General features: G+C 44.6%; 18 protein-coding genes, 3 tRNA genes and 4 pseudogenes. 10 read left to right on the top strand and 15 right to left on the bottom strand.

Features of this window, described 5'->3' with window-relative positions:
- Positions 1–32 precede the first annotated feature (32 nt).
- The 4 genes from miaA to tsaE are packed head-to-tail and all read right to left on the bottom strand — an operon-like array spanning position 33 to position 4,634.
- Positions 33–974, bottom strand: a complete 942-nt coding sequence (miaA, locus tag AACQ83_RS08890) for a tRNA (adenosine(37)-N6)-dimethylallyltransferase MiaA (protein WP_112877156.1) — start codon at positions 972–974, stop codon at positions 33–35.
- Positions 967–2,862 carry a DNA mismatch repair endonuclease MutL gene (gene mutL, locus AACQ83_RS08885; RefSeq protein ID WP_112877155.1) on the bottom strand — a complete coding sequence of 632 codons (1,896 nt, stop codon included), beginning with the start codon at positions 2,860–2,862 and terminating at the stop codon, positions 967–969. The genes miaA and mutL overlap by 8 nt, the downstream gene beginning before the upstream one ends.
- Before the next feature lie 9 nt (positions 2,863–2,871).
- On the bottom strand, positions 2,872–4,155 hold the full coding sequence (locus AACQ83_RS08880) for an N-acetylmuramoyl-L-alanine amidase (RefSeq protein ID WP_112877154.1): 1,284 nt from the start codon (positions 4,153–4,155) through the stop codon (positions 2,872–2,874).
- A gap of 14 nt (positions 4,156–4,169) precedes the next feature.
- Positions 4,170–4,634, bottom strand: coding sequence for a tRNA (adenosine(37)-N6)-threonylcarbamoyltransferase complex ATPase subunit type 1 TsaE (tsaE, locus tag AACQ83_RS08875; protein WP_112877153.1), 465 nt, complete (start codon positions 4,632–4,634; stop codon positions 4,170–4,172).
- Positions 4,635–4,805: 171 nt separating this feature from the next.
- Here tsaE and AACQ83_RS08870 point away from each other — a divergent pair.
- The 3 genes and pseudogenes from AACQ83_RS08870 to AACQ83_RS08860 form a co-directional block, all read left to right on the top strand.
- Positions 4,806–5,048: pseudogene (locus tag AACQ83_RS08870) on the top strand (tRNA epoxyqueuosine(34) reductase QueG); the annotation flags it as partial.
- A pseudogene (locus AACQ83_RS08865) lies at positions 5,045–5,719 on the top strand (RNA-guided endonuclease InsQ/TnpB family protein); the annotation flags it as partial. The pseudogenes AACQ83_RS08870 and AACQ83_RS08865, both read left to right, overlap by 4 nt.
- A 949-nt stretch (positions 5,720–6,668) precedes the next feature.
- Positions 6,669–7,100, top strand: a complete 432-nt coding sequence (locus AACQ83_RS08860; RefSeq protein ID WP_112877152.1) for a flagellar protein FlhE — start codon at positions 6,669–6,671, stop codon at positions 7,098–7,100.
- A gap of 122 nt (positions 7,101–7,222) precedes the next feature.
- On the opposite strand, the gene AACQ83_RS08855 is transcribed toward AACQ83_RS08860, so the two are convergent.
- Positions 7,223–8,140 (bottom strand): LysR family transcriptional regulator, encoded by a 918-nt coding sequence (locus AACQ83_RS08855; RefSeq protein WP_112877151.1) that lies wholly within the window; start codon positions 8,138–8,140, stop codon positions 7,223–7,225.
- 147 nt (positions 8,141–8,287) lie between these two features.
- Between AACQ83_RS08855 and AACQ83_RS08850 the strand changes: the two genes are divergently transcribed.
- Positions 8,288–9,478, top strand: a complete 1,191-nt coding sequence (locus AACQ83_RS08850; protein WP_112877150.1) for a tetratricopeptide repeat protein — start codon at positions 8,288–8,290, stop codon at positions 9,476–9,478.
- A gap of 18 nt (positions 9,479–9,496) precedes the next feature.
- Positions 9,497–10,492: a DMT family transporter gene (locus AACQ83_RS08845; protein WP_112877149.1), complete on the top strand. Its 996-nt coding sequence runs from the start codon at positions 9,497–9,499 to the stop codon at positions 10,490–10,492.
- 261 nt (positions 10,493–10,753) lie between these two features.
- On the opposite strand, the gene AACQ83_RS08840 is transcribed toward AACQ83_RS08845, so the two are convergent.
- On the bottom strand, positions 10,754–11,173 hold the full coding sequence (locus tag AACQ83_RS08840) for a helix-turn-helix domain-containing protein (RefSeq protein WP_112877148.1): 420 nt from the start codon (positions 11,171–11,173) through the stop codon (positions 10,754–10,756).
- Entirely contained in the window at positions 11,170–11,481 is a 312-nt protein-coding gene (locus AACQ83_RS08835) for a type II toxin-antitoxin system HigB family toxin (RefSeq protein WP_112877147.1), read from the bottom strand. Before AACQ83_RS08835 ends, AACQ83_RS08840 begins: the two co-directional genes overlap by 4 nt.
- A gap of 199 nt (positions 11,482–11,680) precedes the next feature.
- On the opposite strand from AACQ83_RS08835, the gene AACQ83_RS08830 reads away from it, so the two are divergent.
- Both AACQ83_RS08830 and AACQ83_RS08825 read left to right on the top strand, forming a co-directional pair.
- Positions 11,681–11,956, top strand: coding sequence for a type II toxin-antitoxin system Phd/YefM family antitoxin (locus tag AACQ83_RS08830; protein ID WP_112877146.1), 276 nt, complete (start codon positions 11,681–11,683; stop codon positions 11,954–11,956).
- The gene (locus AACQ83_RS08825; RefSeq protein WP_112877145.1) at positions 11,956–12,282 is read left to right on the top strand and encodes a type II toxin-antitoxin system RelE/ParE family toxin; all 327 of its coding nucleotides are present in this window, start codon (positions 11,956–11,958) and stop codon (positions 12,280–12,282) included. The genes AACQ83_RS08830 and AACQ83_RS08825 overlap by 1 nt, the downstream gene beginning before the upstream one ends.
- Before the next feature lie 198 nt (positions 12,283–12,480).
- Here AACQ83_RS08825 and AACQ83_RS08820 read toward each other — a convergent pair.
- From AACQ83_RS08820 to orn, 4 genes are all read right to left on the bottom strand, one after another.
- A tRNA-Gly gene (locus tag AACQ83_RS08820) sits at positions 12,481–12,556 on the bottom strand.
- Between the two features lie 69 nt (positions 12,557–12,625).
- Positions 12,626–12,701, bottom strand: a tRNA-Gly gene (locus AACQ83_RS08815).
- A 55-nt stretch (positions 12,702–12,756) separates the two neighbouring features.
- Positions 12,757–12,832, bottom strand: a tRNA-Gly gene (locus AACQ83_RS08810).
- A gap of 205 nt (positions 12,833–13,037) precedes the next feature.
- Positions 13,038–13,583, bottom strand: coding sequence for an oligoribonuclease (orn, locus tag AACQ83_RS08805; protein WP_112877144.1), 546 nt, complete (start codon positions 13,581–13,583; stop codon positions 13,038–13,040).
- Between the two features lie 94 nt (positions 13,584–13,677).
- Between orn and rsgA the strand changes: the two genes are divergently transcribed.
- The 3 genes from rsgA to mscM all read left to right on the top strand — a co-directional run bounded on the left by rsgA (position 13,678) and on the right by mscM (position 19,065).
- On the top strand, positions 13,678–14,739 hold the full coding sequence (rsgA, locus tag AACQ83_RS08800) for a small ribosomal subunit biogenesis GTPase RsgA (RefSeq protein WP_112877143.1): 1,062 nt from the start codon (positions 13,678–13,680) through the stop codon (positions 14,737–14,739).
- A gap of 70 nt (positions 14,740–14,809) precedes the next feature.
- Entirely contained in the window at positions 14,810–15,703 is an 894-nt protein-coding gene (gene asd, locus AACQ83_RS08795) for an archaetidylserine decarboxylase (RefSeq protein ID WP_112877142.1), read from the top strand.
- 26 nt (positions 15,704–15,729) lie between these two features.
- The gene (gene mscM, locus AACQ83_RS08790; RefSeq protein ID WP_112877141.1) at positions 15,730–19,065 is read left to right on the top strand and encodes a miniconductance mechanosensitive channel MscM; all 3,336 of its coding nucleotides are present in this window, start codon (positions 15,730–15,732) and stop codon (positions 19,063–19,065) included.
- 79 nt (positions 19,066–19,144) lie between these two features.
- Here the strand turns inward: mscM and AACQ83_RS08785 are convergent, their stop codons facing one another.
- The 4 genes and pseudogenes from AACQ83_RS08785 to AACQ83_RS08770 all read right to left on the bottom strand — a co-directional run.
- A complete protein-coding gene (locus AACQ83_RS08785; protein WP_112877140.1) occupies positions 19,145–19,408 on the bottom strand; it encodes a PAAR domain-containing protein in 264 nt (87 codons plus the stop codon).
- A 33-nt stretch (positions 19,409–19,441) separates the two neighbouring features.
- A pseudogene (locus AACQ83_RS08780) lies at positions 19,442–19,615 on the bottom strand (IS982 family transposase); the annotation flags it as partial.
- A 73-nt stretch (positions 19,616–19,688) separates the two neighbouring features.
- Positions 19,689–21,008, bottom strand: coding sequence for a group II intron reverse transcriptase/maturase (gene ltrA / locus AACQ83_RS08775; RefSeq protein WP_112877139.1), 1,320 nt, complete (start codon positions 21,006–21,008; stop codon positions 19,689–19,691).
- A gap of 469 nt (positions 21,009–21,477) precedes the next feature.
- A pseudogene (locus tag AACQ83_RS08770) lies at positions 21,478–22,212 on the bottom strand (IS982 family transposase); the annotation flags it as partial.
- Positions 22,213–22,303 lie beyond the last annotated feature (91 nt).

The following is a 22,303-nucleotide window of genomic DNA, read 5'->3' as shown; positions in this document are numbered from 1 at the left end:
TGGTACTCATCAATTGTACACAATCAATAAACCTATGCACTAACAACCTGCATAACTGTGCTTAAAGCTTGCTCTGGTTGAGAACTATCCAACCAATGAACCGACTTCCAACCTCTGAGCCAAGTTACCTGACGCTTTGCCAACTGGCGCGTCGCACAAATACCGCGATAAATCATTTCATCGTAGTCAATTTCGCCGGAAAGATAAGACCACATCTGACGATAACCGACACAACGAATAGAAGGTAAATCCACATGCAAATCACGACGAGCATAAAGTGCTTTAACTTCCTCTTCAAACCCTGATTCAAGCATTTGATGAAAACGCGCTTCAATGCGTTGATGAAGGAGTTCACGTTTTGCCGGTGCAATAGCAAATTGATGAACACGATAAGGCAGCGATTCTCCTGACAATTTAGTCAGTTCAGTGAGAGTTTTACCTGAAATAAGAAAAACTTCCAGTGCCCGAGAAAGTCTCTGTGGATCATTAGGATGAATTCTTAACGCCGCCACAGGATCAATCTTCTGTAGTTGCTGATGCAATGCATCCCATCCTTGCTTTGCCGCCTGTTGTTCTATTTGTGCCCGAATAACCGGATTAGCAGAAGGTAAAGGCGACAAACCTTCAAGTAACGCCTTGAAATAGAGCATCGTTCCTCCCACCAGCAGAGGAATACGACCAGAAGCAGTAATTTCTGCCATCTCCTTCAATGCATCGTGACAAAAATCAGCAGCAGAATAAGGTTGAGAGGGGTCCAGAATATTGATTAAACGATGAGGCGCCAACGCTTGCTCTTCGGTTGTTGGTTTGGCGGTACCAATATCCATTCCACGATAAATTAGCGCAGAATCAACGCTGATCAGCTCCACAGGAAGATGCTGGCGTAAAGCAACAGATAAAGCTGTTTTGCCTGAGGCCGTCGGACCCATAACAAAAATTGCCGTTGGTAGATGTTGAGTTTTCTGATCACTCATGAGTAAGAGATACCACCACTGCTTGTAAATCAATTAATTGTAATAACCCATCTGGTGGAGATTTTACCAGTTGTGGGCAAAGACGCTCAACATCAGCTAATAATTGCACCGCCTGAGCAACGTTCCACGTTCCATACTCACTGCCGATATGACGAGCAAGCCAGGTTACAACCTGTTCTGCCGATGCTGATGGCTGTTGTGCTAAATAACCTAGCAACTCAGGAATTAATTTAGGCAGATTTTGTTGACGTAATGGTAACGATACCGCACATAGTATCGCTTTTCCATGAGATACAGATGCTTCAATACCAAAAGAGCCCAATAAGTCACTATAACGATTTAAAGCATCAGCTTCCTCTTTACTAAGAGATAGTTTCAGCGGTATCAACAATGGCTGTGATTTCAGCCCTTGCTCTGTTGGTGTTAACTGTGCTTGTCTTAACCAGCGCTCAGCTACCGGCAAAGATAACAACCCAATTCCCAATGGAGATTCAATCAGAGCATAACATGGTGAATATATGCTCAATACCTTACCAAAACTATGATTGCTATTTTTAACCTGAACAAGAGCAGAAGTGACCTTTTCTGCCATAACCGGAGCGGTTCTTGCTGGAAACAGCTCTCTTTTTTCTTCAGGTTCAGACTGCATCAGTTTCTGATATACCTCACCCTGACGTTTCTGATAATGATCTCCATGATATTGGCGATTTTCACCACCGCGAGAGCCCCCCATATTCCCTTTACTTGACAAAACCTCTTTTGGTGATGATGTTGCCACAGATGTCGCATTGTTTTGCCGAGAAAAATGATTTCCCCCTGCTGATGGCCGGTTTTCCGGCTCCCAGGCTGGCGCAGGTTCACAGCAAGCCATATCCAGTTCGGCACCGCTTCCGCGCTGTTTCAATACGGCTGTTACACCCTGATAGATAAAATCATGTACCAAACGGGCTTGATGGAAGCGAACTTCATGCTTCGCAGGATGCACATTCACATCCACTTGATGTGGATCAACCTCCAAATATAAAACATAAGCAGGCTGTTGTTCTCCTCGAAGCAAATCTTGATAAGCCTGACGGATAGCATGATTAATTAAGCGATCACGCATCATACGCCCGTTTACATAACAATATTGAATATCGCCACTCGCCTCAGTATTCATCGGGTCAACAACCCATCCTTTAATCGATAAATCGTCGTGCTGCCAGGAAAGAGAAAGTGCCCGTTGCATAAAAGCGGTACCACAAATGGAGGCCAACCGCCGCTCATACTGCGATTCATCTTTTGCCGGCCGGTATTGGCGCACCAATTTACCGTTATGATGCAAATTGATTAATACATCCAAACGCGCCAACGCAATGCGTCTAACGACTTCATCAATATGACCAAATTCCGTTTTTTCTGTTCGCAGAAACTTGCGCCGCGCGGGGGTGTTATAAAAGAGATCCAATACTTCAACAGTACTGCCTACTGGATGTGCTGCCGGCTTTACGGTCACTGCCATATCCCGCCCTTCCGCGTAAGCTTGCCAGGCTTCATGCTGTTCTTCAGTACGGGAAGTTAATGTCAGACGCGAAACTGAGCTGATACTAGCCAGCGCCTCTCCACGGAATCCCATACTGATAATGGCTTCCAAATCATCAAGGGTAGCAATCTTACTGGTAGCATGACGAGCCAACGCTAGCGCAAGATCCTGATGGTTGATGCCACAGCCATTATCACGGACACGAATAAGTTTTACTCCACCGCGCTCAATTTCAATATCAATACGGCTAGCGCCAGCATCAAGGCTATTCTCCACCAACTCTTTTACTACTGATGCAGGGCGTTCTACGACTTCGCCAGCCGCAATTTGGTTTGCTAATTGAGGAGGTAAGATCTTGATCGCCATATTTAACCTTTACTTCTTGGCTGTTTCAGGTACAGCCTGTAATGGATTTGCTAGAAAATAGTTGCGCAACCCCCGATGGATAGCACTTGCTAGCTTATCCTGAAAATCATTGGAACCCAGTAATGTTTCTTCAGCCGAGTTACTGATAAATCCTGTTTCCACCAAAATTGAAGGAATATCTGGTGAACGTAACACACCTAAGCTAGCATGTTCTGGCGAACGTTTATGTAATAAACCGACCTTGCGCAATTCACTCAAAACCTGTACTGCAACATTATAGCCCACCCGCTGGGAGTGGCCGAATTGCAAATCCAGCACCGCCTGGCTTAGATAAGGATCAGCACCATTTGCCAAGGCATTACCTGCACCACCCAGTAACTCAGACTGTTTCTCATGCTGTTCAAGCCAATTACCCAATTCACTGTTTGCACGCTTGTTTGACAGCACCCAGACAGAAGCACCACGCGCACTGCGATTAGGAGCGGCATCCGCATGAATAGAAATCAGCATATTTGCGCTATGTTTACGTGCAACCTCAGAACGACCAGCAACAGAAATAAAATAGTCTCCATTACGGGTCAAAACGGGTTTGAACATAGGATCATTGCGTAACAATGCTTCAAGTTTGCGCGCTACACTGATAGTCACATTTTTCTCTTTCAATCCACGTTGCCCAATCGCACCGGGGTCTTGACCACCATGTCCTGCATCAATAGCGACAACTACCCGCTGACCGCCCTTAGAAGTTGCTTGCAAAGCAGCCTGTTTTGTCGTCTGCAATTTGCTGTTAGTAAGTGATAGCTTACCTGTAGCAGCTTGTGAACTCTCTCTAAAAATAGACTTGCCAGTAGATACCCCAGAGGCCCGCAGGGTAAAAATCACCCGATATTCACTATCCGATTGCTGCACTATAGAGTTGACTTTAACTTTATTATTTAGTTCAAATACAATGCGTTTTTTTTGTCGATCAGGTGCCTGGCTGGAACGGATTTTCCTCACTAAATCCTGCCCCGGTAGATTCATAGGTAAACCAACAATTTTTTCTGTTTGATGGATATCTACCACTAAACGCTCTGGCGAATGCAATGGAAAAAAACTGTAATTAGGGCGACCACCGGAAAAAACCATCGTCACTTTAGATTCATTTATGCTGTTACTGACGTGAATATTGGATAAAGTCGCCGCGGTGGCGGTTGTTACCACTAAACTGCTCATCATAATAAACAACCAGCACATTATCATAAAACTGATCTGCCATTTCTTTATCATTTTTGCGACTAAAGGACACATCATGGTCGGGTGATCCCTTATAAATATTTCAAATTATCTAACAAGCTCTCACCATATTTAGACAAAGCAATAAAATGTGCCTGTCTCCCTTCGGACTGGTAACTCAAATGTAATTCAATATCTGCATCCGGTAATACGCCTTCTCCTTGCTGAGGCCATTCCACCAGACAAATGGCATCTTGATGGAAATAATCACGTATTCCCATAAATTCCAGCTCTTCCGGATCTGCCAATCGGTAAAGATCGAAATGGTAAACCGACCTCGGTGTTAAAGCATAAGGCTCAACCAAAGTATAAGTTGGGCTTTTTACATGCCCTTTATGACCCAGGGACTGCAAAAAACCACGGCTAAACGTAGTCTTACCGGCACCCAAATCACCATATAAATAAATTACACTACCACTATTACAGGCAGCAGCAACCGCGCTTCCAAGAGAAACTGTCGCATCTTCATCTTTAAGTGATAAAATAAGTTCTTTCATCGAATAATATCTGTTGTTTTATTAATTCATCAGCTAAAACGATAACCCTAACACACTTCTATTATCAACATTTAACATCTTCTGCTCAGTTTCATTATCAAACCCACTATTTTTGGGCTGAAACAAATTATGCTACACTGCAACACCTTGCAGTATAAGCCGATTTCCACCATGACAACGCCTCTCGATCTTAATCTTTTAGCCGTCAACATCAAACAATGGGGTCTTTCTCTTGGTTTCCAACAAGTTGGCATTTGCGATACCGATTTATCCGTGGAAGAGCCAAAACTTCAGGAATGACTGGATAAACAGTATCACGGGGAGATGGCATGGATGAAACGCCATGGCATGATGCGTGCTCGCCCGGATGAACTTTTTCCAGGGACTTTGAGAGTTATTAGCAAAAACCTATCCTGTGCGACGATGGCAAAGATGCACCGGAAAAGCCGGGCGTTATCACCCGCGTGACAGGATGTGATATGGGTTTGTCCCACTATCTTATCGAGTCGACCGAGGAGAAGGTCAATAACCCGCGTCACCTTATCAACGCCACCCGTAACCTGCGTCGCAAACAGAAATCGCTGTCCCACAAACAAAAGGGCAGTGCTAACCGCGGCAAGGCCCGATTACGTCTGGCGGCAGTCCATGAGCGGGTAGCCAATGCTCGCGCCGATTTTCAACACAAACTCTCTCGAACAAGGGTTGACGAAAACCAGGCGGTCATTGTTGAGACGCTGAAATCGGCCAACATGATGAAGAATCGCCACCTTGCCCGCGCTATCAGGGATGCGGGCTGGCATGGCTTCCTCATGAAACTGGAATACAAAGCCGCAGCGGCGGGGGTCAAACTGGATCAGTGGTTCGCCAGCTCGAAAACCTGTCATTGCTGCGGTCACAAAATGCCAGAACTGCCGCTAAATAAGCGGATCTGGCAATGCCCAGTTTGTCATGTCGAACATGACCGCGATATCAATGCGGCGATCAACATCCAGCGCAAGGGCACAACAGCATTACAGGCAGCGGGACTCGTCGTTTCTGCCCACGGAGGCCAGCGTAAATCCGTCATAAAGACGGGTGCGGCCTGAGAAGTGGGAAGCCTTGCCGTTTTTTACGGCGGGGAGCCGTCACAGCGATAACCAAGGGCTTGCCCAGAGATGCTTAATTATTAGCCATCTTTATGACGTATAAAAAGATTCAGATAATTTTCCTGTGAATAAAATAAAAACCCCTTGTTGATCAATGCTCAAAAAAAGCGCAAGTGATCAATGTGATATTTCTTAACAAAGGATCATTCCGAAAAATTATCAATAAGTTACAAAATAAATACTCATTTTGTAACATTCAAAGTCAGAAAAATTCAAATGCAACAGCCTGTGGATAAGTCTGTGTGATAATTTTAAAGCATCGAACTTATTTACCGGGAAACCAACTTCCGGGCTGTGGATAAAAAATAGAAATCTGTACTGCGAGGATATAACCTAAAAATCAAATCAAAGTAAGTGAGTACAACCATTGAGGAAGAAACTTAGAGCGGGAAGTAAATCCTTCGAATATCAGCTAATTCATTGATTCAAAAGAGATTTTACCCATACCTCATTGACGAAAGGAGTGCATTATGTACTACCTCAAAAAGTTTGGCAAGCAGAAGTTGAAAAAATATTTTGCAATTATAAGGATAATACTTTCTTCACCCCTATAAATACCACCCGCTGAACTGAGCACAATCGGAATATAAAGCTGGCTACCGATGTCGAAAAAGACAAAGAATCTACAACCAAACAATACCCCTTTAGGCATAAACATCACACAACATCGATCAAGCCAGCGCACAGATTCAGACATTCAGCCAAAGCCTTCACTTGATCCACTGTTATTGCAGTGAGATTCTTTTTATTCGATCAAGGAAGATTTGAACAACCATAGGAATCAAATCAATAAGCAAGCAATTTTCATGTGCGCCAGCCATATTGGATATCGCACAGCTATTGCATGCAGATAACAGTAAGATAACTCACTAGCAATGAGGATTAAAGAATGAAAAGATTTACCAAAATTGCAGTAGGTTTTCTAGCGTTAACCACGGCTCAGCTCTCCTTTGCCGCTACCAGCATGTGGTCACAAACGAGCCGTGCCCCAAATGTTTATGCTGCCGGTTACACCAACTCAAATTTCTTTACCACGCCCTCTTCGGTACCGACAAGGGCAACTATTACGACAGTATCTTGGAATATCGGTTTATATAGCAATGGTGCGACAACTCAGACTTTCAGCGTTTGTTATACCCCACGATATTCATCCAGCCCATCGCAATGCCTGGATGTCTCCGGTGCCCTAAATAGCACCACAAATGCCTTTAGCGGCCATGATGCCAAAGGTTCCTTTAGAATTAGCGGGATTCTCAACGGAGGTACTTACCCCGTTTACCCGTCCCATTACAATATGATCAAAGTTGATTATCAGTATTAAGCAATCCGACCTGAAGCCTCATGGCCTCAGGTCATTGATAGGAAAGTTACTTTAGACAATTCTTTCACGTTTTAAGCACAATATGTGCTAATGGAAGGACGTAGCATGCTATAAAGCTGAGATCATTCACTAACGAGTTCCCTGGAAGCCAGGGAGACAGCCGAACTCACCATGCGAAATTTTTTAGTCGCCAATGCGATAAATGCTTTAGTGGCTGGTGACGATTGACGTTCATCAAGCACAGCCAACCCGACATGTCGTTTCACCTTTGGATTCAGCGCTTTCTTGACATAGTGAACATCACGAGCCGGCGGCAGAGATGACTCGGCAACAATCGTCACCGCATCCCCACGTTCAACCGTAGCCAAAGTACTTAACAATTGAGACGTCCGATAGCGAATATTAGGTTGCAATCTTGCCGATAAAAAAAGCCTGGAAACCAATTCAGCCGATCCGGCTTCTGTCAATGCGAATGGTCCAACACACAGATCTTTCAACGTCACCGTATCCTGCAATACCAAAGGATGATCTACCGGCAACAAAGCCACCATCTGGTCTTCAAGAATCGGATAAGTGTCGAATTGATCTTCCGGCAAGGTCACAAATCCCACATCCACGCGCCTATCCATAAGCCATTGCACTACCTGTCTATCTGGCCCCTCATCAATATGGACCTCAATGCCGGGGTAAAGTCTGCGATAATCGGCCAGTACCGTTGGCAACAGCCACAAGGATGAAGTCGGTCCAAACGATCCAATTCGCAACGTACCTCGTTTCATTCCCCGAGCATCCGCGGCCTCTTGCCGCATAGTCTCAGCCAGACCAAGAATGGCCTGGGCTTTTTGTAGCAGACTTTCTCCTATATCTGTCAGTTCGACAGCTCCTTGATGCCGATGCAATAGCTCTACGCCAAGCTCCTGTTCAAGGAGTCTGATGGCATGGGAAACCCCAGACTGAGAGATCTTGAGCTGGGCCGCAGCTAAGGTAAAGCCCTTCCGTTCAGCAACAACAGCAAAAATTTCGAGCTGGGTTAAAGTCATTATCTCCCCCTTGAGTAATCACTCATTTCCGCATGATCATACATCTGAATAAGTATATGCAATGCGGATATAAAACAATAGGCGAAGCATGCTCGCCGAGCGCTCAACCGAGTTTCCAAACCATAATTAATTAAAAAAGGGGATTTTATGAGTTACCAATGGCCTTCAGATGGCTCATCTTCCATATGGCCGGAGATAAACAGCATGTTCTTATCCCTCCGTGGATTTTCAGACGAATTTATTCCCATGAATGACACTCAGCGAACCTACAAAAAACTCCTGATGGGATTTGATGCCATCACCTCTTGCGAGATGAAAGAGCTTTATAAATTCAAAATCACATTAACTCAAATGAACGAGCACGACCTCTCTCTCCCTGAGCTTTGTCTTATCCATAAGGCATTCAGCGCATGGGTAAAATTTGATTACGAAAACGCGAGATCGCTTCTGACCCAACATATTCGAGCATACCCATCGGATATTGTCGCGCTCTTCTTCATTCACATGCTTGATTTCTGCACTGGCAAAACAACCAACCTAAGGTCTCTTCTACTTTATTGTGACGAACACATTCCTAGCACTCACTACCTCTATCCATATTATCTTTCCATAAAATCATTCGTCCTTTGTGAAGCTCAATGTTTTGATGATGCCTTAGCGGTTGGTTTTAAGTCTGTTAAATTAATGCCGGACAATATCTATGGCATTCATGCTGTCGCACATGCCTTGCATGAGCTAGGTCGATGGAAAGAACTTTGCCACTTCCTGACCAATTGCAAAGAACATTGGATAACCAACGCCGGAATGGGAATGCATGTATACTGGCATCTCGCCATTGCGTATGAACGATCAGATGAAATCACGCTGGCATTGCAAGCTTTTGATGAATTATATGCGCTAAAAGACAATCCATTTGCTAAACAAGATTTGGACGCCGTAGAATTCTTGTGGCAGCTTAGGCTCAAATCTGCCGACGCTAAGTTCCAACCAATATGGGAGCGTCTTGCCGTCCTTTGGACAGGCAGCATCAGCTCATCCACCTCTTACTTCCACAAGATACATGCAGCACTTGCTTTTTCTGCAACAAATCAGTCTTTTCTTATTGAAAAGCTGATTGCGGAAAGCGATGGATTTGGCATCGAACCAGACACACATTCCACAGGGATAGACGTCCTTAAAGCAATCTTACTATTCACATCTAGACACTACGAAGAGTGCTTAAGCAAACTCCGTCTCAGCTATGAGAAATGGCCATTATTGGGAGGTAGCCGTGCTCAACGTGAAATATTGGAACAGACTATGGAATACGCCGCCTTGAAAGCATCTTCCACCCTATAAATTGCGATATTGACAAATATGAAAAGCAACCACGCATCAACGCAGTCGGTCAACAACTACTCAACCTATATCAAGCTGTCTCTTGTGGCTATCATCTGGGGAGGAACATTTGTTGCAGGTCGATACATTTCTGTCGAGACACCGCCCTTGCTATCAGCAAGCCTCAGATTCATTCTTGCGGGCATGACGTTAATTATCTTCCTCATTTTATCAGGAAAGATGTTCGTCAAGATTAGCCTATCTCAGTTATTGAAAATCACTGGACTTGGCCTCTGCGGAATATACACCTACAACCTGTTCTTCTTTTATGGTCTGCATCACACAACCGCATCCAGAGCTTCACTTATCGTGGCACTGAATCCAGCAGTAATGGCGATTTTTTCATATCTCTTTTATAAGGAAAGACAATCGCCATTGAAAATACTGGGAATTATTTTTTGTCTACTTGGTGCAATGATCGTGATTTTTAGCAAAACACCGCAACTGACAGTGGGAGAAGAGGGTAACTGGTTGGGTGATGCGCTGATCTTTGGCTGCATTTTAAGCTGGGTTGCTTATAGCGTTTTCTGCAAGAACATTGTGAACCAAATCGGCCCGCTACACACCGTTACATACTCCATTCTGGCAGGCGCTATCATGCTGACAGCAACGGCCATTTCCACCGGGCAAATGAGTTTATCTGCAATAGATACATTGCCCATAACTGATCTCTACAGCTTACTTTATCTCGGCGCAGTTGGTTCAGCAGTAGCCTACATCTGGTATTACGACGGAATCCAAAAAATTGGCTCCACTCGCTCTGGCGTATTCATCGCGCTTAACCCTTTGACCGCTGTATTGCTTGGCGCAGTACTATTAGATGAGAGATTAACATTCCCAATGTTCATCGGCGGTGCGCTCGTAATCGGAGGTATTCTGATCTGCAACAAGAGATCTATCGGTAAAAAACGTATTCCACCAGAACCTAAATCTGGGATCAACCATATAGTAAGAGCAAAGCATTACAGGAGATAAGCCAGAAATTTCATCCTATCGACGCTTTGGTACAGAACAAAAGCGTCGATCTTACAGAAACCTAATAGCAAGCCTGATTTTTAGACCTAAAAACCATGAATGTAAGAAACTTCAATAGATATTTGTATATCAAAAATTGGAGCGGAGAAATTCAACTCACAAACCATCTCTAACAAGCAAAAAAATAATAACGAATGAAAATGATAAAAAGCCGCATCACTTTCATGATGCAGCCACAATGACATTAATTATTCTAAATCATTAGAGAAACAGATCTGGCCTTACGTTGAAACGCTTAGAAAGCGCTTTAATGTGCGCAATCGTCAATGAGCGTGTACCAGAAAAAATCTGGCTGATAAGAGATTTAGAGCCGATCTCCTCTTTCAGATCTGAGTAAGAAAGACCGTGTTGATCCATCAACACGCGCAGCGCTGCAACACCGGTAGGCATATCATCTACAGCTTTATTAAATGCTGCAAAACGCTCATTGCTGTTTTCATAGTCAGCAATTTTAGCAGACAGAAAGTCAATCAGCGGGTTTTCATCATCGTGTTCGATGAGGTAATCCACCATTGCCAAAGCGTCATTATAAGCATCCTCGGAAGTGCTGCTCCCTAAGAAAGGAACAGCAGCTACCAGTAGCTTTGTGGCTTCAAGTGCTTCGGTAGGTTCTGCAATCATTCTTTCGTCTCCCGATACTGTTTAGTTAATTTGTCATACTCTGCGTGAGTGGCTATATGTTTGACGTATAAGCGTTTATTAACGAAATTTATATAGGCAATCATTCGTAAGTTTCGCCCGCCGATGTCTATCACCCACCACTTATTTCTATACTTGAAATTATCGAGACTGGGGAACTGGTTTCGTAATTCTTCAGGGTTCTCAAAATCTTTTTCTTTTAACTGTTTATACGTTGCAATAATCGCATCCTCATCATTTGGGAAATCGTGTGCAGCTTTCTCAAATGGATCCTTGGAAATAACGTGCATGTCACTCACTCCGTTTACATCATGTAAACAATATAGTGCCATCATTTTATGTTTACAAGATGTAAACATAAAAAAAGCTACCTAATATTGGTGGCCTCTTTTCCAAAATCGGCATTTGCTTAATTGGCAAGGTCATTTTACAATCAATCCATTGACTTTTTATAGTCTATATTTAGTCCTTTTTGATATGAGGAATTCTATGCGTTATTCAGAACAGATTAAGCCCATTAGCTACCTTAAAGCCAATGCAGCTACGGTGATGACGACACTCACTGAGTCCCGCTCACCGATGATTATTACACAAAATGGCGAGGCAAAAGCGGTGATTCAAGATATTGCTTCTTATGAACAGATTCAGGAAACTATGGCGTTGTTAAAGATTTTGGCTTTAGGACAACAGCAGGTTAAAGCAGGCGAAATCACTCCGGTAAAGGATGTGGTTCAACGTTTAAAGAATAAAAGAAAGTTTTCCTAATGCCATATCAGGTGGTACTGACCAAAGATGCCGAGGCGGATTTAGAGGATATCTACGATTACATTGTCGAAAATGACAGTTCAGGGAAAGCCGATTATGCATTGGATCAGTTGCTGAAAACAGCAAACAACTTGGCTAACTTTCCTGAAAAAGGCAATTATCCCAAGGAGTTGCAGGAGCTAGGGATCCGCGATTTTCGCCAAACATTTTTTAAATCTTACCGGTTCATTTATCAGCTCATTGGTCAACAAGTGGTGATTTTTGTGATTGCCGATGGTCGGCGAGATATGCAAGCCCTGCTTATGCGCCGGTTGCTGAGTGGTTAGATTTTCTCTGCATATATCACATTATCAAACAATTTATTCAATCCGCATGGTACCGACCAGTGCATATTGAACTCATAAAGTTAAAGACAAGAGTTTAAACAGCCCAGACGATGTTTAAAACACCGAGCGACAGGTTATTGATGAAAATAGATTTATTAAGGGGAGCTTCTTAGGTTATCGGCATGATTAAGGAAGACTTGGAGCGGGAAACGAGACTCGAACTCGCGACCCCGACCTTGGCAAGGTCGTGCTCTACCAACTGAGCTATTCCCGCATTACTGGCTGGCTGGTGGTAACCTGAAACAATATATTAATCTTAAGATATCAATTTCAAGTTTGAATTTGGAGCGGGAAACGAGACTCGAACTCGCGACCCCAACCTTGGCAAGGTTGTGCTCTACCAACTGAGCTATTCCCGCGTCACTGACTGGCTAATGATAACCAAAAATAACATACTGATTCCAAATCTAAATTTGGAGCGGGAAACGAGACTCGAACTCGCGACCCCGACCTTGGCAAGGTCGTGCTCTACCAACTGAGCTATTCCCGCATATCTTTTAGTATGCCATCCATACCTTATGAAATTCTTCATCGGTATGGGGAGCGCATTATACGAAAAATCGTTGCGCCCGCAAGCTTTTCAACGCAAAAAAACAAACTTTCCGGTCAAATGACGATTTAAACACCAAGGCAGGTTAATTAATCGTCACACCAAGCTTACGTTACCATACCAACAGAAAATAAAACTCTTTAACTCACAGTTGAATAAAATGTTCCCGATAATAGGCTAATTCAGCAACTGATTCACGGATATCATCCAGCGCCTGATGAGTATTCTGTTTCTTAAACCCAGCAAGGATTTCCGGCTTCCAGCGACGAGCTAATTCTTTAAGTGTACTGACATCCAGATAGCGGTAATGAAAGTAAGCTTCCAATTCTGGCATATAGCGGAACAAGAAACGCCGATCCTGACTCACACTGTTACCACAAATGGGAGAAGCACCTGCCGGAACCCATTTTTCCAAAAATTCAATCGTCGCCTTCTCTGCCTCACAATCATCAATTTTACTGGCTTTAACACGTTCAACCAACCCACTGCCCGTATGGGTGCGCACATTCCATTCATCCATCAGAGCAAGTTGTTCATCAGACTGATGAACCGCAATGACAGGCCCTTCAGCCAGGATATTCAGATTTGCATCGGTGACAATTGTCGCAATTTCAATAATGCGATCCCGCTCTGGATCTAAGCCCGTCATTTCTAGATCTATCCAGATAAGATTGTGCTCACTTTTTGACATGTTATATCCTAGATTGGAGAGAGAGTTATTATTAATGGTGTATCATAGCGCTTTTAAGCAATAACAGCGATAAATGTGAAACAAGTGAGGTTCGGTGGCTAAGCATAAACTATCCAAAGGCCAGCAACGGCGGGTACAGGAAAATCATCAGCGCAGGCTGAAAAAACAGGATAATAAACCTGAAATGGATGATAATCAGTTAGGTGAACCTCAGGAAGGGCTAGTTATCAGCCGTTTCGGCCAACATGCTGATGTCGAGGCAGAAGACGGTTCTATACAACGTTGTAATATTCGCAGAACTATCCGCTCATTGGTAACCGGCGATCGAGTGGTATGGCGTCCTTCGCTGCAAACCCAAGTAGATGTTAAAGTGAATGGTATTGTTGAAGCCGTTCACGAACGGACTTCCGTACTCACGCGGCCTGATTATTATGATGGTATTAAACCTATCGCCGCCAATATTGACCAGATAGTGATTGTGTCAGCCATTCTTCCTGAACTGTCACTCAATATTATTGATCGCTACCTTGTTGCCTGTGAAACATTGGGCATTGAACCGCTGATTGTATTGAATAAAATTGATCTGTTGGACGAAGAAAGCCGTAAATGGGTCAACGAAATCATGTCCACATACCACAACATTGGTTACAGAGTATTGAAACTCTCAAGCCATACGGGTGAAGGTATGGAAGAATTAACGAAGATGCTCGCAGGTCGAATCACTATTTTTGCCGGTCAATCTGGTGTGGGTAAATCAAGTTTACTCAATACACTCTTGCCGGAAAGTGAAGCAGAAATCTTGGTCAATCAGGTTTCAGATGTTTCCGGTTTAGGTCAACACACCACAACAGCATCCCGTCTTTATCATTTTCCTCATGGCGGTGATGTTATTGATTCTCCTGGTGTTCGAGAGTTTGGCCTGTGGCATTTAACACCGGAGCAGATAACTCAGGGTTTTATCGAATTCCGTGATTATCTGGGCAGTTGTAAATTCCGTGATTGTAAACATCGGGACGATCCAGCGTGTGCGTTACGCAAGGCAGTGGAAGACAATGAAATAACTCAAGAACGTTTTGAGAATTATCACCGTATTCTCGATAGCATGGATCAAATTAAGCCACGCAAGACTTTTACAGATAACGATAGCTCTAACTGACATCAAATGAAAGGACGGGTACAATAACCCCCTTTTGTCTAATTTTGCCAATAGAATCCAAGAGGTTGACGTGCTGGATAACATTAAAATCAGGTTGCACTATTTACTGCCTAAACAGGGAATAACTCATCTAGCAGGCTGGTTTGCCAACAAAAAAGCTGGCTGGTTAACTCAACTGGCAATCAAGGCGTTTGCCCGTGTTTATAAAGTGGATATGAATGAAGCGAAAGCGCCTGAGTTTTCAGCATACACCACATTCAATGAGTTTTTTATCCGCCCATTAAAAGATGATATTCGCCCAGTTGTCAGCAATGAACACCAATTAGCGCTACCTGCTGATGGTACTATCAGTCAGTTAGGCAATATCCGAACATACCAGCTCCTTCAAGCCAAAGGACATCACTACACACTTGAAGCTCTACTCGCCGGCAATCACCAATTGGCAGAGATATTCTGTGATGGGCAGTTTGTAACGACTTACTTATCACCTAAAGATTATCACCGTGTACATATGCCTTGCGATGGATTACTGAAAGAGATGATCTATGTCCTAGGCGATCTATTCTCTGTCAATCCATTGACTGCTGCCAACGTGCCAAATCTGTTCGCTCGTAATGAAAGAGTCATCTGTCTGTTTGAGACTCAATTTGGGCCCATGATACAGATTCTGGTTGGTGCAACTATCGTCGGCAGTATTGAAATGGCTTGGTGTGGTACGGTTACACCACCACGGGAAGGTATTATCAAACGCTGGACTTACCCCGAAGCCGGTGCAACTGGCGCAATTTCTTTAAAGAAAGGTGAAGAAATGGGGCGTTTCAAATTGGGTTCTACCGTCATTAACCTGTTTGCACAAAATCAGATACAGTTAGCCGGGCATTTAAGCAGTGGCTCAACAACCCGCATGGGTGAACTGTTAGCCCAAGCTATCATGCCTGACGAACCCACTGACAACATAAGCTAATCCCTTGCCAAGGAGAGCCCTTTATCGTGCGCCTGATTATCAGCTTACTGTTTAGCCTGATCATTATTAATCCGGTTCTTGCTGCGATTCCACTTGATGAGAACCAGCTCAAACAAGAACTGAAACAAATCGAATCCAGCAAAAACCCGCAGGATGCAGAAGTTACTCAGGCGTTGCAAGGCGCTCTCAATTGGATTGCCGATACTAAATCAGCTAACGACAGAACACAAAAGTATCAGACCGCCATTGATGATTTTCCTAAAATAACGAAAGAACTTCGTCAAAAATTACTTACTGAAAGTGATACTCCCCGCCCAATTCCTGCTAACCAACCCATAGCAAGCATTGAGCAACAGATCATTCAAATCAGCAGTCGGTTGCTAGAACAAGGGGGGCAATTACAGCAAGAACAGGACAAAGGACGGGAAATCAGTGACTCTCTCGTACTATTACCGCAACAACAATCAGAAGCACGACGCTTGCTAACTGAAGCATCTTCTCGCCTACAATCATTAGGAACACCCTCCACCCCATTAGGAGAGGCTCAATTTGCCTTAGCTCAAGCCGAAGTCAATGCCCACAAAGCGACAGTCAATGAACTCGAAATAGCTCAACTTTCTGCGAATAATCGACAGGAAATTTCCCGTATGCGGGTTGAACTGTTCAAAAAGCGATATCATCGACTTGATCTTGAACTGCAACAACTCCGTAGCCAACTTAATGTACAACGCCAGCAAAAAGCAGAATTAGCCCTAGAACATACCGAGATGCTGGCGGAACAAAGTGATCAGCTACCAAAATTTCTGCTTGATGAATTACAACTGAACCGGAATTTATCTCAGGAATTAAATCAACAAGCACAACGAATGAATGTCATCGGCTCAAAGCAACGCCAAGCCGCCAGTGATATTATTCAGGTCCGGCAAGCATTGAATACTATTCGTGAACAGGCACAATGGCTCGGTGGCTCCACAACGCTCGGAGAAGCGCTCCAAACTCAGCTTGCCCGTTTGCCTGACATGTCTAAACCCCAGCAACTTGATCGGAATATTGTCAAATTCAGAGTCGATCGGCTGAAATACGAAGACATGCTGGAGCAGTTACAAAAAGACACAAACCCCGTACAAAAAAGCAACGTTGCGTTAACTGCTGAACAAGAGCGGATTTATGATTCTCTTACCCGCACCCGCAAAGAATTACTTAATTCATTATTATCTGGTTACGACAGTGAAATCCTTGAATTGACCAAACTGAAAGTCGCTACCAGTCAGCTAAATGATGCGCTAACCGAAGTTAAAGAGGCCACACACCGTTATCTATTCTGGGTCGCGGATGTTAACCCCATTTCGCTCAATTACCCAATCAGTGTTGTGCAGGATCTGACCCGTCTATTATCACTGGATACCTTCTCTCAGTTAAGCGGCGCTCTAATAGTCATGCTGACCACTCAGGATACGCTGCTGTATCTGCTTGGAACCCTATTCCTGGTTATATTCAGCGTCGGTTCTCTCCGCCATTATCATGCATTCCTTGAACGCGCGAGTAACCGTATCGGCAAAGTCACCTATGATCACTTTTCTCTCACTTTACGTACCGTATTCTGGTCGGTTGTGGTCGCGTTACCTTTGCCTATGCTCTGGTCCGCCATTGGCTATGGGCTGCAAAGCGCTTGGCAGTATCCTATGGCGACAGCTATTGGTTATGGTGTCAGTGCTACGACGCCCGTATTATGGATCTTCATACTAAGTGCCACTTTCGCCCATCCCAATGGGTTATTCATTGCCCATTTTCGTTGGCCGGAAGAACGTGTTAAACGGGCTTTACGATTCTACCAACTATCTATCTTTGCTATTGTGCCGTTGGTCATGGCATTGATAACGTTTGAACATTACAGTGATCGAGAATTTTCTTCCACACTCGGTAGGCTCTGCTTCCTCGTCCTGTGCGTCTCCTTAAGCCTGATCACTAACAGCTTGAAACGGGCAAAAGTCCCGCTCTATCTGGATAAAAATGGCTACGGCGAAAATGTTATCAATATTGCTCTCTGGTGGATTTTACTCTCTGCGCCGATAGTCGCAGCGCTAGCTTCCATACTCGGGTATTTCAGCACATCACAAGCATTGCTAGGGCGTTTAGAGACTTCCGTTGCTATCTGGTTCTTCCTACTGGTTATTTACCATATTATCCGTCGTTGGATGCTGATTCAGCGACGCCGGATCGCCTTTGACCGGGCAAAACAGCGACGGGCAGAAATTCTGGCCCAACGCGCCAAAGGAGAAGACGACTCAACAGGTTCAAGCAGTATCGAAGGCGCCATTGAAGTTGAGGAACCCATTATTGATCTGGATGCAATCAGCGCCCAGTCACTGGGATTAATCCGTTCAATTCTGACTCTGCTTGCCTTGGTTTCACTCATTTGGCTCTGGTCTGAACTTCATTCCGCTTTCTCATTTCTAGAAAATATCCGACTGTGGGATGTCACCACCACAATAAACAATGTAGAAACTGTTCAACCCATCACCGTAGGTTCTGTCTTGATTGCTATCTTGGTGATTATTATCACCACTCAACTGGTGCGTAACCTGCCCGCGCTGCTTGAGTTGGCCTTACTACAGCATTTGGAACTCACACCAGGTACCGGCTTTGCCATCACCACACTCACCAAATACACCATTACTTTGATTGGTGGTCTGGTCGGTTTCTCTCTGATTGGTATCGAATGGTCAAAATTGCAATGGCTTGTTGCTGCATTGGGAGTTGGATTAGGTTTTGGCTTACAGGAGATCTTCGCCAACATCGTTTCCGGCCTGATGATCTTGTTCGAAAAACCGATCCGTATCGGTGATACCGTGACTATTCGCAATCTGACCGGTAGCATCACCAAGATCAATACACGAGCAACAACCCTGTCGGATTGGGACAGAAAAGAGATAATTGTTCCCAACAAGGCATTTATTACTGAGCAGTTTATTAACTGGTCATTATCTGACACTATCACTCGTGTTGTACTGACAATTCCTGCGCCGGCAGAAGCTAGTTGTGAAGAAGTCACCCAAATCCTATTAACCGCCGCTAAACGCAGCGCTCTGATCCTTGATAACCCGGCGCCGGAAGCCTATCTGGTTGATCTTCAACATGGTATTCAGATATTTGAATTACGTATTTATGCCGCTGAAATGGGGCATCGCATGCCTGTTCGTCATGAAGTCCATCAGCTTATTTTGCAAGGATTCCGCGAACACGGCATTACTCTGCCATTCCCACCATTTCAAGCGAGTATTGATGTTATTGGTCGGGATATTCGCAGCACGACAACAAATAGATCAGGCCGTAATCCACCACGTCAACCGGGTAGTTTGTAAAAAGATAATGAAGCACTGAGCATCCGTACTTGAATCAACTAGCCCTATTTCAGGCAGAATATGGCCTTTTATCGCCATCTTATGCTTGAAATAGGCTTTGCGAAGCAATCAATGTTGCGCCACAAGAGGTTTTCATTCCCTCCAGTGCGTACATTTGTCCATTGGAGCTGACTATTTTAGGAGTTCCTTCAACAATGGTTTGATTACCACCACATTTTGGACAAGATACAACATCTCCAACCCGAGCCGCTTTCTTCCCTAACACATCAAAGCCTTGATCACCTGCTAAAACCTTGCCGCCATGCGAAGTCGAATCACCGACCAAAATAATAGGACGTGACATATTTCCCTCCATTAACTAATGACTTAAATAACCTCAGCTTCGTTTAAAAATAGCGATATCACAATCCCGTAAATTCAAGCTCGGTTTTTTAGGTTGGAATGTATAAGCAATTAGGCCAGCGACGATTTCCAATAAAAAACCGAGCTGACTGCGGTGTCTTGAATGCTCTATCTGAGAAATATTTTTAAGCTGATCCATGACCGGTTGAGTAGACCACGGGAACTACCCCCGCAGCCTCTCGCAGAACGGTACGTGAGCCTCTCGACTCATACCGCTCCCATCAGGCAAACACGCCTGTCATTCCTGCCCGCCAATGGGCAAACAGCCCCTTATGCTGCTTTGCGATCCTTTGAAGCAGTTTTGAGGCTTGAGTTTTGTGTCTGCTCAGTGCCTTGAACTTTCGCCTGGCCCAGCGCACCAGCGCTTTGTTGAGTTGCCTGAAGACCTTATACAGTTCCGACCGGCAAAATTGCCCATAATAATTCAGCCAGCCATTGATTATGGGGTTTAGCCAGTTTGCCAGTTGTATCAGGTTCAGTTCTGTCCGCATTCGGATCTTCAACTTACGGATTTTGAATCTCATGGCTTTTTGGGCCGCTTTGCTGACTGCCGGTGTAAAACTCACAAACAAACTGTTTCTTTTACGGTTCTTGACCCACCTTGGTCTGAACGTATATCCAAGAAAATCAAAACAGGTATGTTCATATTTTCCCTTTCGTTCTACATCTTTACAGTAAGCAATCCGGGTTTTGTCCGGATGCAGTGCCAATCCACATTCCCTGAAACGGTGTTCCAACCTTTGCCTGATTTCTCTGGCCTGAGCTTCACTCTGGCAATGAACCAGTCCATCATCCGCATAGCGACACCATTTCATCCGGGGATGATATTTCTGCATCCACTTGTCGAAAACGTAGTGCAGAAATAAATTGGCCAGTATCGGGCTAATCACACCGCCTTGCGGTGTCCCTTTCTCCCGGAATAACATCTCACTATGGCATTTCATCGGGGCCGTTAGCCAGCGTTCGATGTACAGGCAGAGCCACGGGCTATTTGTGTGTTTCCTCACGGCTTTCATGAGTAAATCATGAGGAATATTGTCAAACAACCCTTTGATATCGAACTCCAATACCCAATCTTGCTGCCAGCATCGCTGCCTTGTGACTCTGATGGCATCAATCGCCGACTTATTCGGTCGGTAGCCATAAGAATCCGGCAAAAAATGAGGTTCAACAAGGGGTTCGAAATGAAGCCTGACCACCATTTGTGCCACACGATCCGCAACCGTGGGGATCCCCAGCAGACGTTCACCTCCCGACTTCTTAGGGATAGCGACACCTTTCACCGGAGGCGGATAATAACTGCCCGATGATAAGCGGTTCCAGAGTTTGTACAGATTGTCTTTCAGATTGGATTCAAAATCCGCGAGGGTTTGACCCTCCACGCCTGCCGCACCTTGATTGGCTTTAACCCATAACCAGGCACGGTACACTTCCCTTTTCTCAATGACAAACGGTTTTGCCTTAACCTCTGTATCTCCTCCTGCCTGACAGTTGGATACCGGGTAAGGCTGCCTGACGTGACCCCTTCGCTCCACATTCATTACAAATATTTCCTCACTACTACGAGTCACTCCGCCCCCGTATCACCCATCGGTACTCTCATACTTGTCAATTTAGTGACTTGCATTTCTCCCTTGACATCGTGATGACAGGTTCCCGCAGTTCCCAGAAAGAGCCCGATACAAAGTCACGCCCACTCTACGCCGGACACCACCTGCGCAGCATTCGGATCCACTCACAGATTTATCCCGGAAGATAGAAACGCCCCCGGTTTTGATGTCAAATCTCTTCTTTACGACGCGTCCACATAGGTTCGGTTTTACTCGTCTCTTTGTACCCTACCTGCTGAACTATTGTTCGCGCTTTAACCTCAACGCTCACGACCTCCGCTCTTTACGGCAGCCGCTTGAGGGGGTTTGAAGCCAGCTTCCGACAGCGGACTTCGGTGGGCCTACCACCCTCTCCTCCTGAGCTTATGCTACATACTGGCTGCATTCCCTATGCGGCTAGTTTGTATGCCTGCGGCACACTTTCTATCAAAAATCGCCTTCTTAACATCAGCTTATCCCAGAGAGATAATTCTTTTGCCTTCATGTTATGACGGACATGAGTGATTAACGTTATTCCTTCTGCTTCCAGTTCATCGCACAAAGCCTGCGACAAATACCCTTTATCGCCATATAAACATCCGGTTAACCCTTGTACCAGCGCTTTGACGGGATGGCGATCATCCTTATTTCCTGAGGTCAACTTCACTGCCAGAAGTTCACCACAATCATTGATAACCAGATGAAGTTTAAAGCCATAAAACCAGCCGGTACTGGTTTTCCCTCGCTGTGCGACGCCCTGAAATACGCGATGACGGGGAATACGGAGATTGTGGCAAACGGCAATTTTGGTTGAATCAATAAAAGCGATCCCCTGGGTTTGGGCCTTGCGTGACGAAAGAAAAGCACTGAGAGGAATGAGCGCCCTTTGCTTCAAGGTTAACATCCGGGTGTAGCTGACCAACTGGGGAAAATCGGCCTGAAGATAGTGTTTAACATGCTGAATATAAAACGTTTTAAAATCACGATAATGGCTCATGTGGAATAAAATGAGTATCGTCATGACTTCACTGAGAGAAAGGGAAGCTTCGCGGCGACGTTTGAGCAAACCATTTTCAATTAACTGTTGATGCCAGAGAGGAATAAATTTTTGGCAAAAGTCATCGACGCAGCAGTAAAGTTCTTCTAAATTAAACATGCCTGAGGATCTCCACGATTTTGTTTTCTTTGACAAAAACTTTGATCGTGCCTCAGGCACTTAGTTCCCTTCTTAAGCAAACCTCAGGTTA

Source organism: Photorhabdus sp. S10-54, assembly GCF_963878145.1.
Classification (GTDB): domain Bacteria; phylum Pseudomonadota; class Gammaproteobacteria; order Enterobacterales; family Enterobacteriaceae; genus Photorhabdus; species Photorhabdus kayaii.
Note: the sequence above shows the minus strand (reverse complement) of the source record. Positions and strands in the feature narration are given on the sequence as shown.

What these genes read in the sequence shown, in the direction of transcription:
- miaA (WP_112877156.1), bottom strand. Translation starts at nt 974, where the DNA reads ATGAGTGATCAGAAAACTCAACATCTACCAACGGCAATTTTTGTTATG.
- mutL (WP_112877155.1), bottom strand. Translation starts at nt 2,862, where the DNA reads ATGGCGATCAAGATCTTACCTCCTCAATTAGCAAACCAAATTGCGGCT.
- AACQ83_RS08880 (WP_112877154.1), bottom strand. Translation starts at nt 4,155, where the DNA reads ATGATGTGTCCTTTAGTCGCAAAAATGATAAAGAAATGGCAGATCAGT.
- tsaE (WP_112877153.1), bottom strand. Translation starts at nt 4,634, where the DNA reads ATGAAAGAACTTATTTTATCACTTAAAGATGAAGATGCGACAGTTTCT.
- AACQ83_RS08860 (WP_112877152.1), top strand. Translation starts at nt 6,669, where the DNA reads ATGAAAAGATTTACCAAAATTGCAGTAGGTTTTCTAGCGTTAACCACG.
- AACQ83_RS08855 (WP_112877151.1), bottom strand. Translation starts at nt 8,140, where the DNA reads ATGACTTTAACCCAGCTCGAAATTTTTGCTGTTGTTGCTGAACGGAAG.
- AACQ83_RS08850 (WP_112877150.1), top strand. Translation starts at nt 8,288, where the DNA reads ATGAGTTACCAATGGCCTTCAGATGGCTCATCTTCCATATGGCCGGAG.
- AACQ83_RS08845 (WP_112877149.1), top strand. Translation starts at nt 9,497, where the DNA reads ATGAAAAGCAACCACGCATCAACGCAGTCGGTCAACAACTACTCAACC.
- AACQ83_RS08840 (WP_112877148.1), bottom strand. Translation starts at nt 11,173, where the DNA reads ATGATTGCAGAACCTACCGAAGCACTTGAAGCCACAAAGCTACTGGTA.
- AACQ83_RS08835 (WP_112877147.1), bottom strand. Translation starts at nt 11,481, where the DNA reads ATGCACGTTATTTCCAAGGATCCATTTGAGAAAGCTGCACACGATTTC.
- AACQ83_RS08830 (WP_112877146.1), top strand. Translation starts at nt 11,681, where the DNA reads ATGCGTTATTCAGAACAGATTAAGCCCATTAGCTACCTTAAAGCCAAT.
- AACQ83_RS08825 (WP_112877145.1), top strand. Translation starts at nt 11,956, where the DNA reads ATGCCATATCAGGTGGTACTGACCAAAGATGCCGAGGCGGATTTAGAG.
- orn (WP_112877144.1), bottom strand. Translation starts at nt 13,583, where the DNA reads ATGTCAAAAAGTGAGCACAATCTTATCTGGATAGATCTAGAAATGACG.
- AACQ83_RS08785 (WP_112877140.1), bottom strand. Translation starts at nt 19,408, where the DNA reads ATGTCACGTCCTATTATTTTGGTCGGTGATTCGACTTCGCATGGCGGC.
- ltrA (WP_112877139.1), bottom strand. Translation starts at nt 21,008, where the DNA reads ATGAATGTGGAGCGAAGGGGTCACGTCAGGCAGCCTTACCCGGTATCC.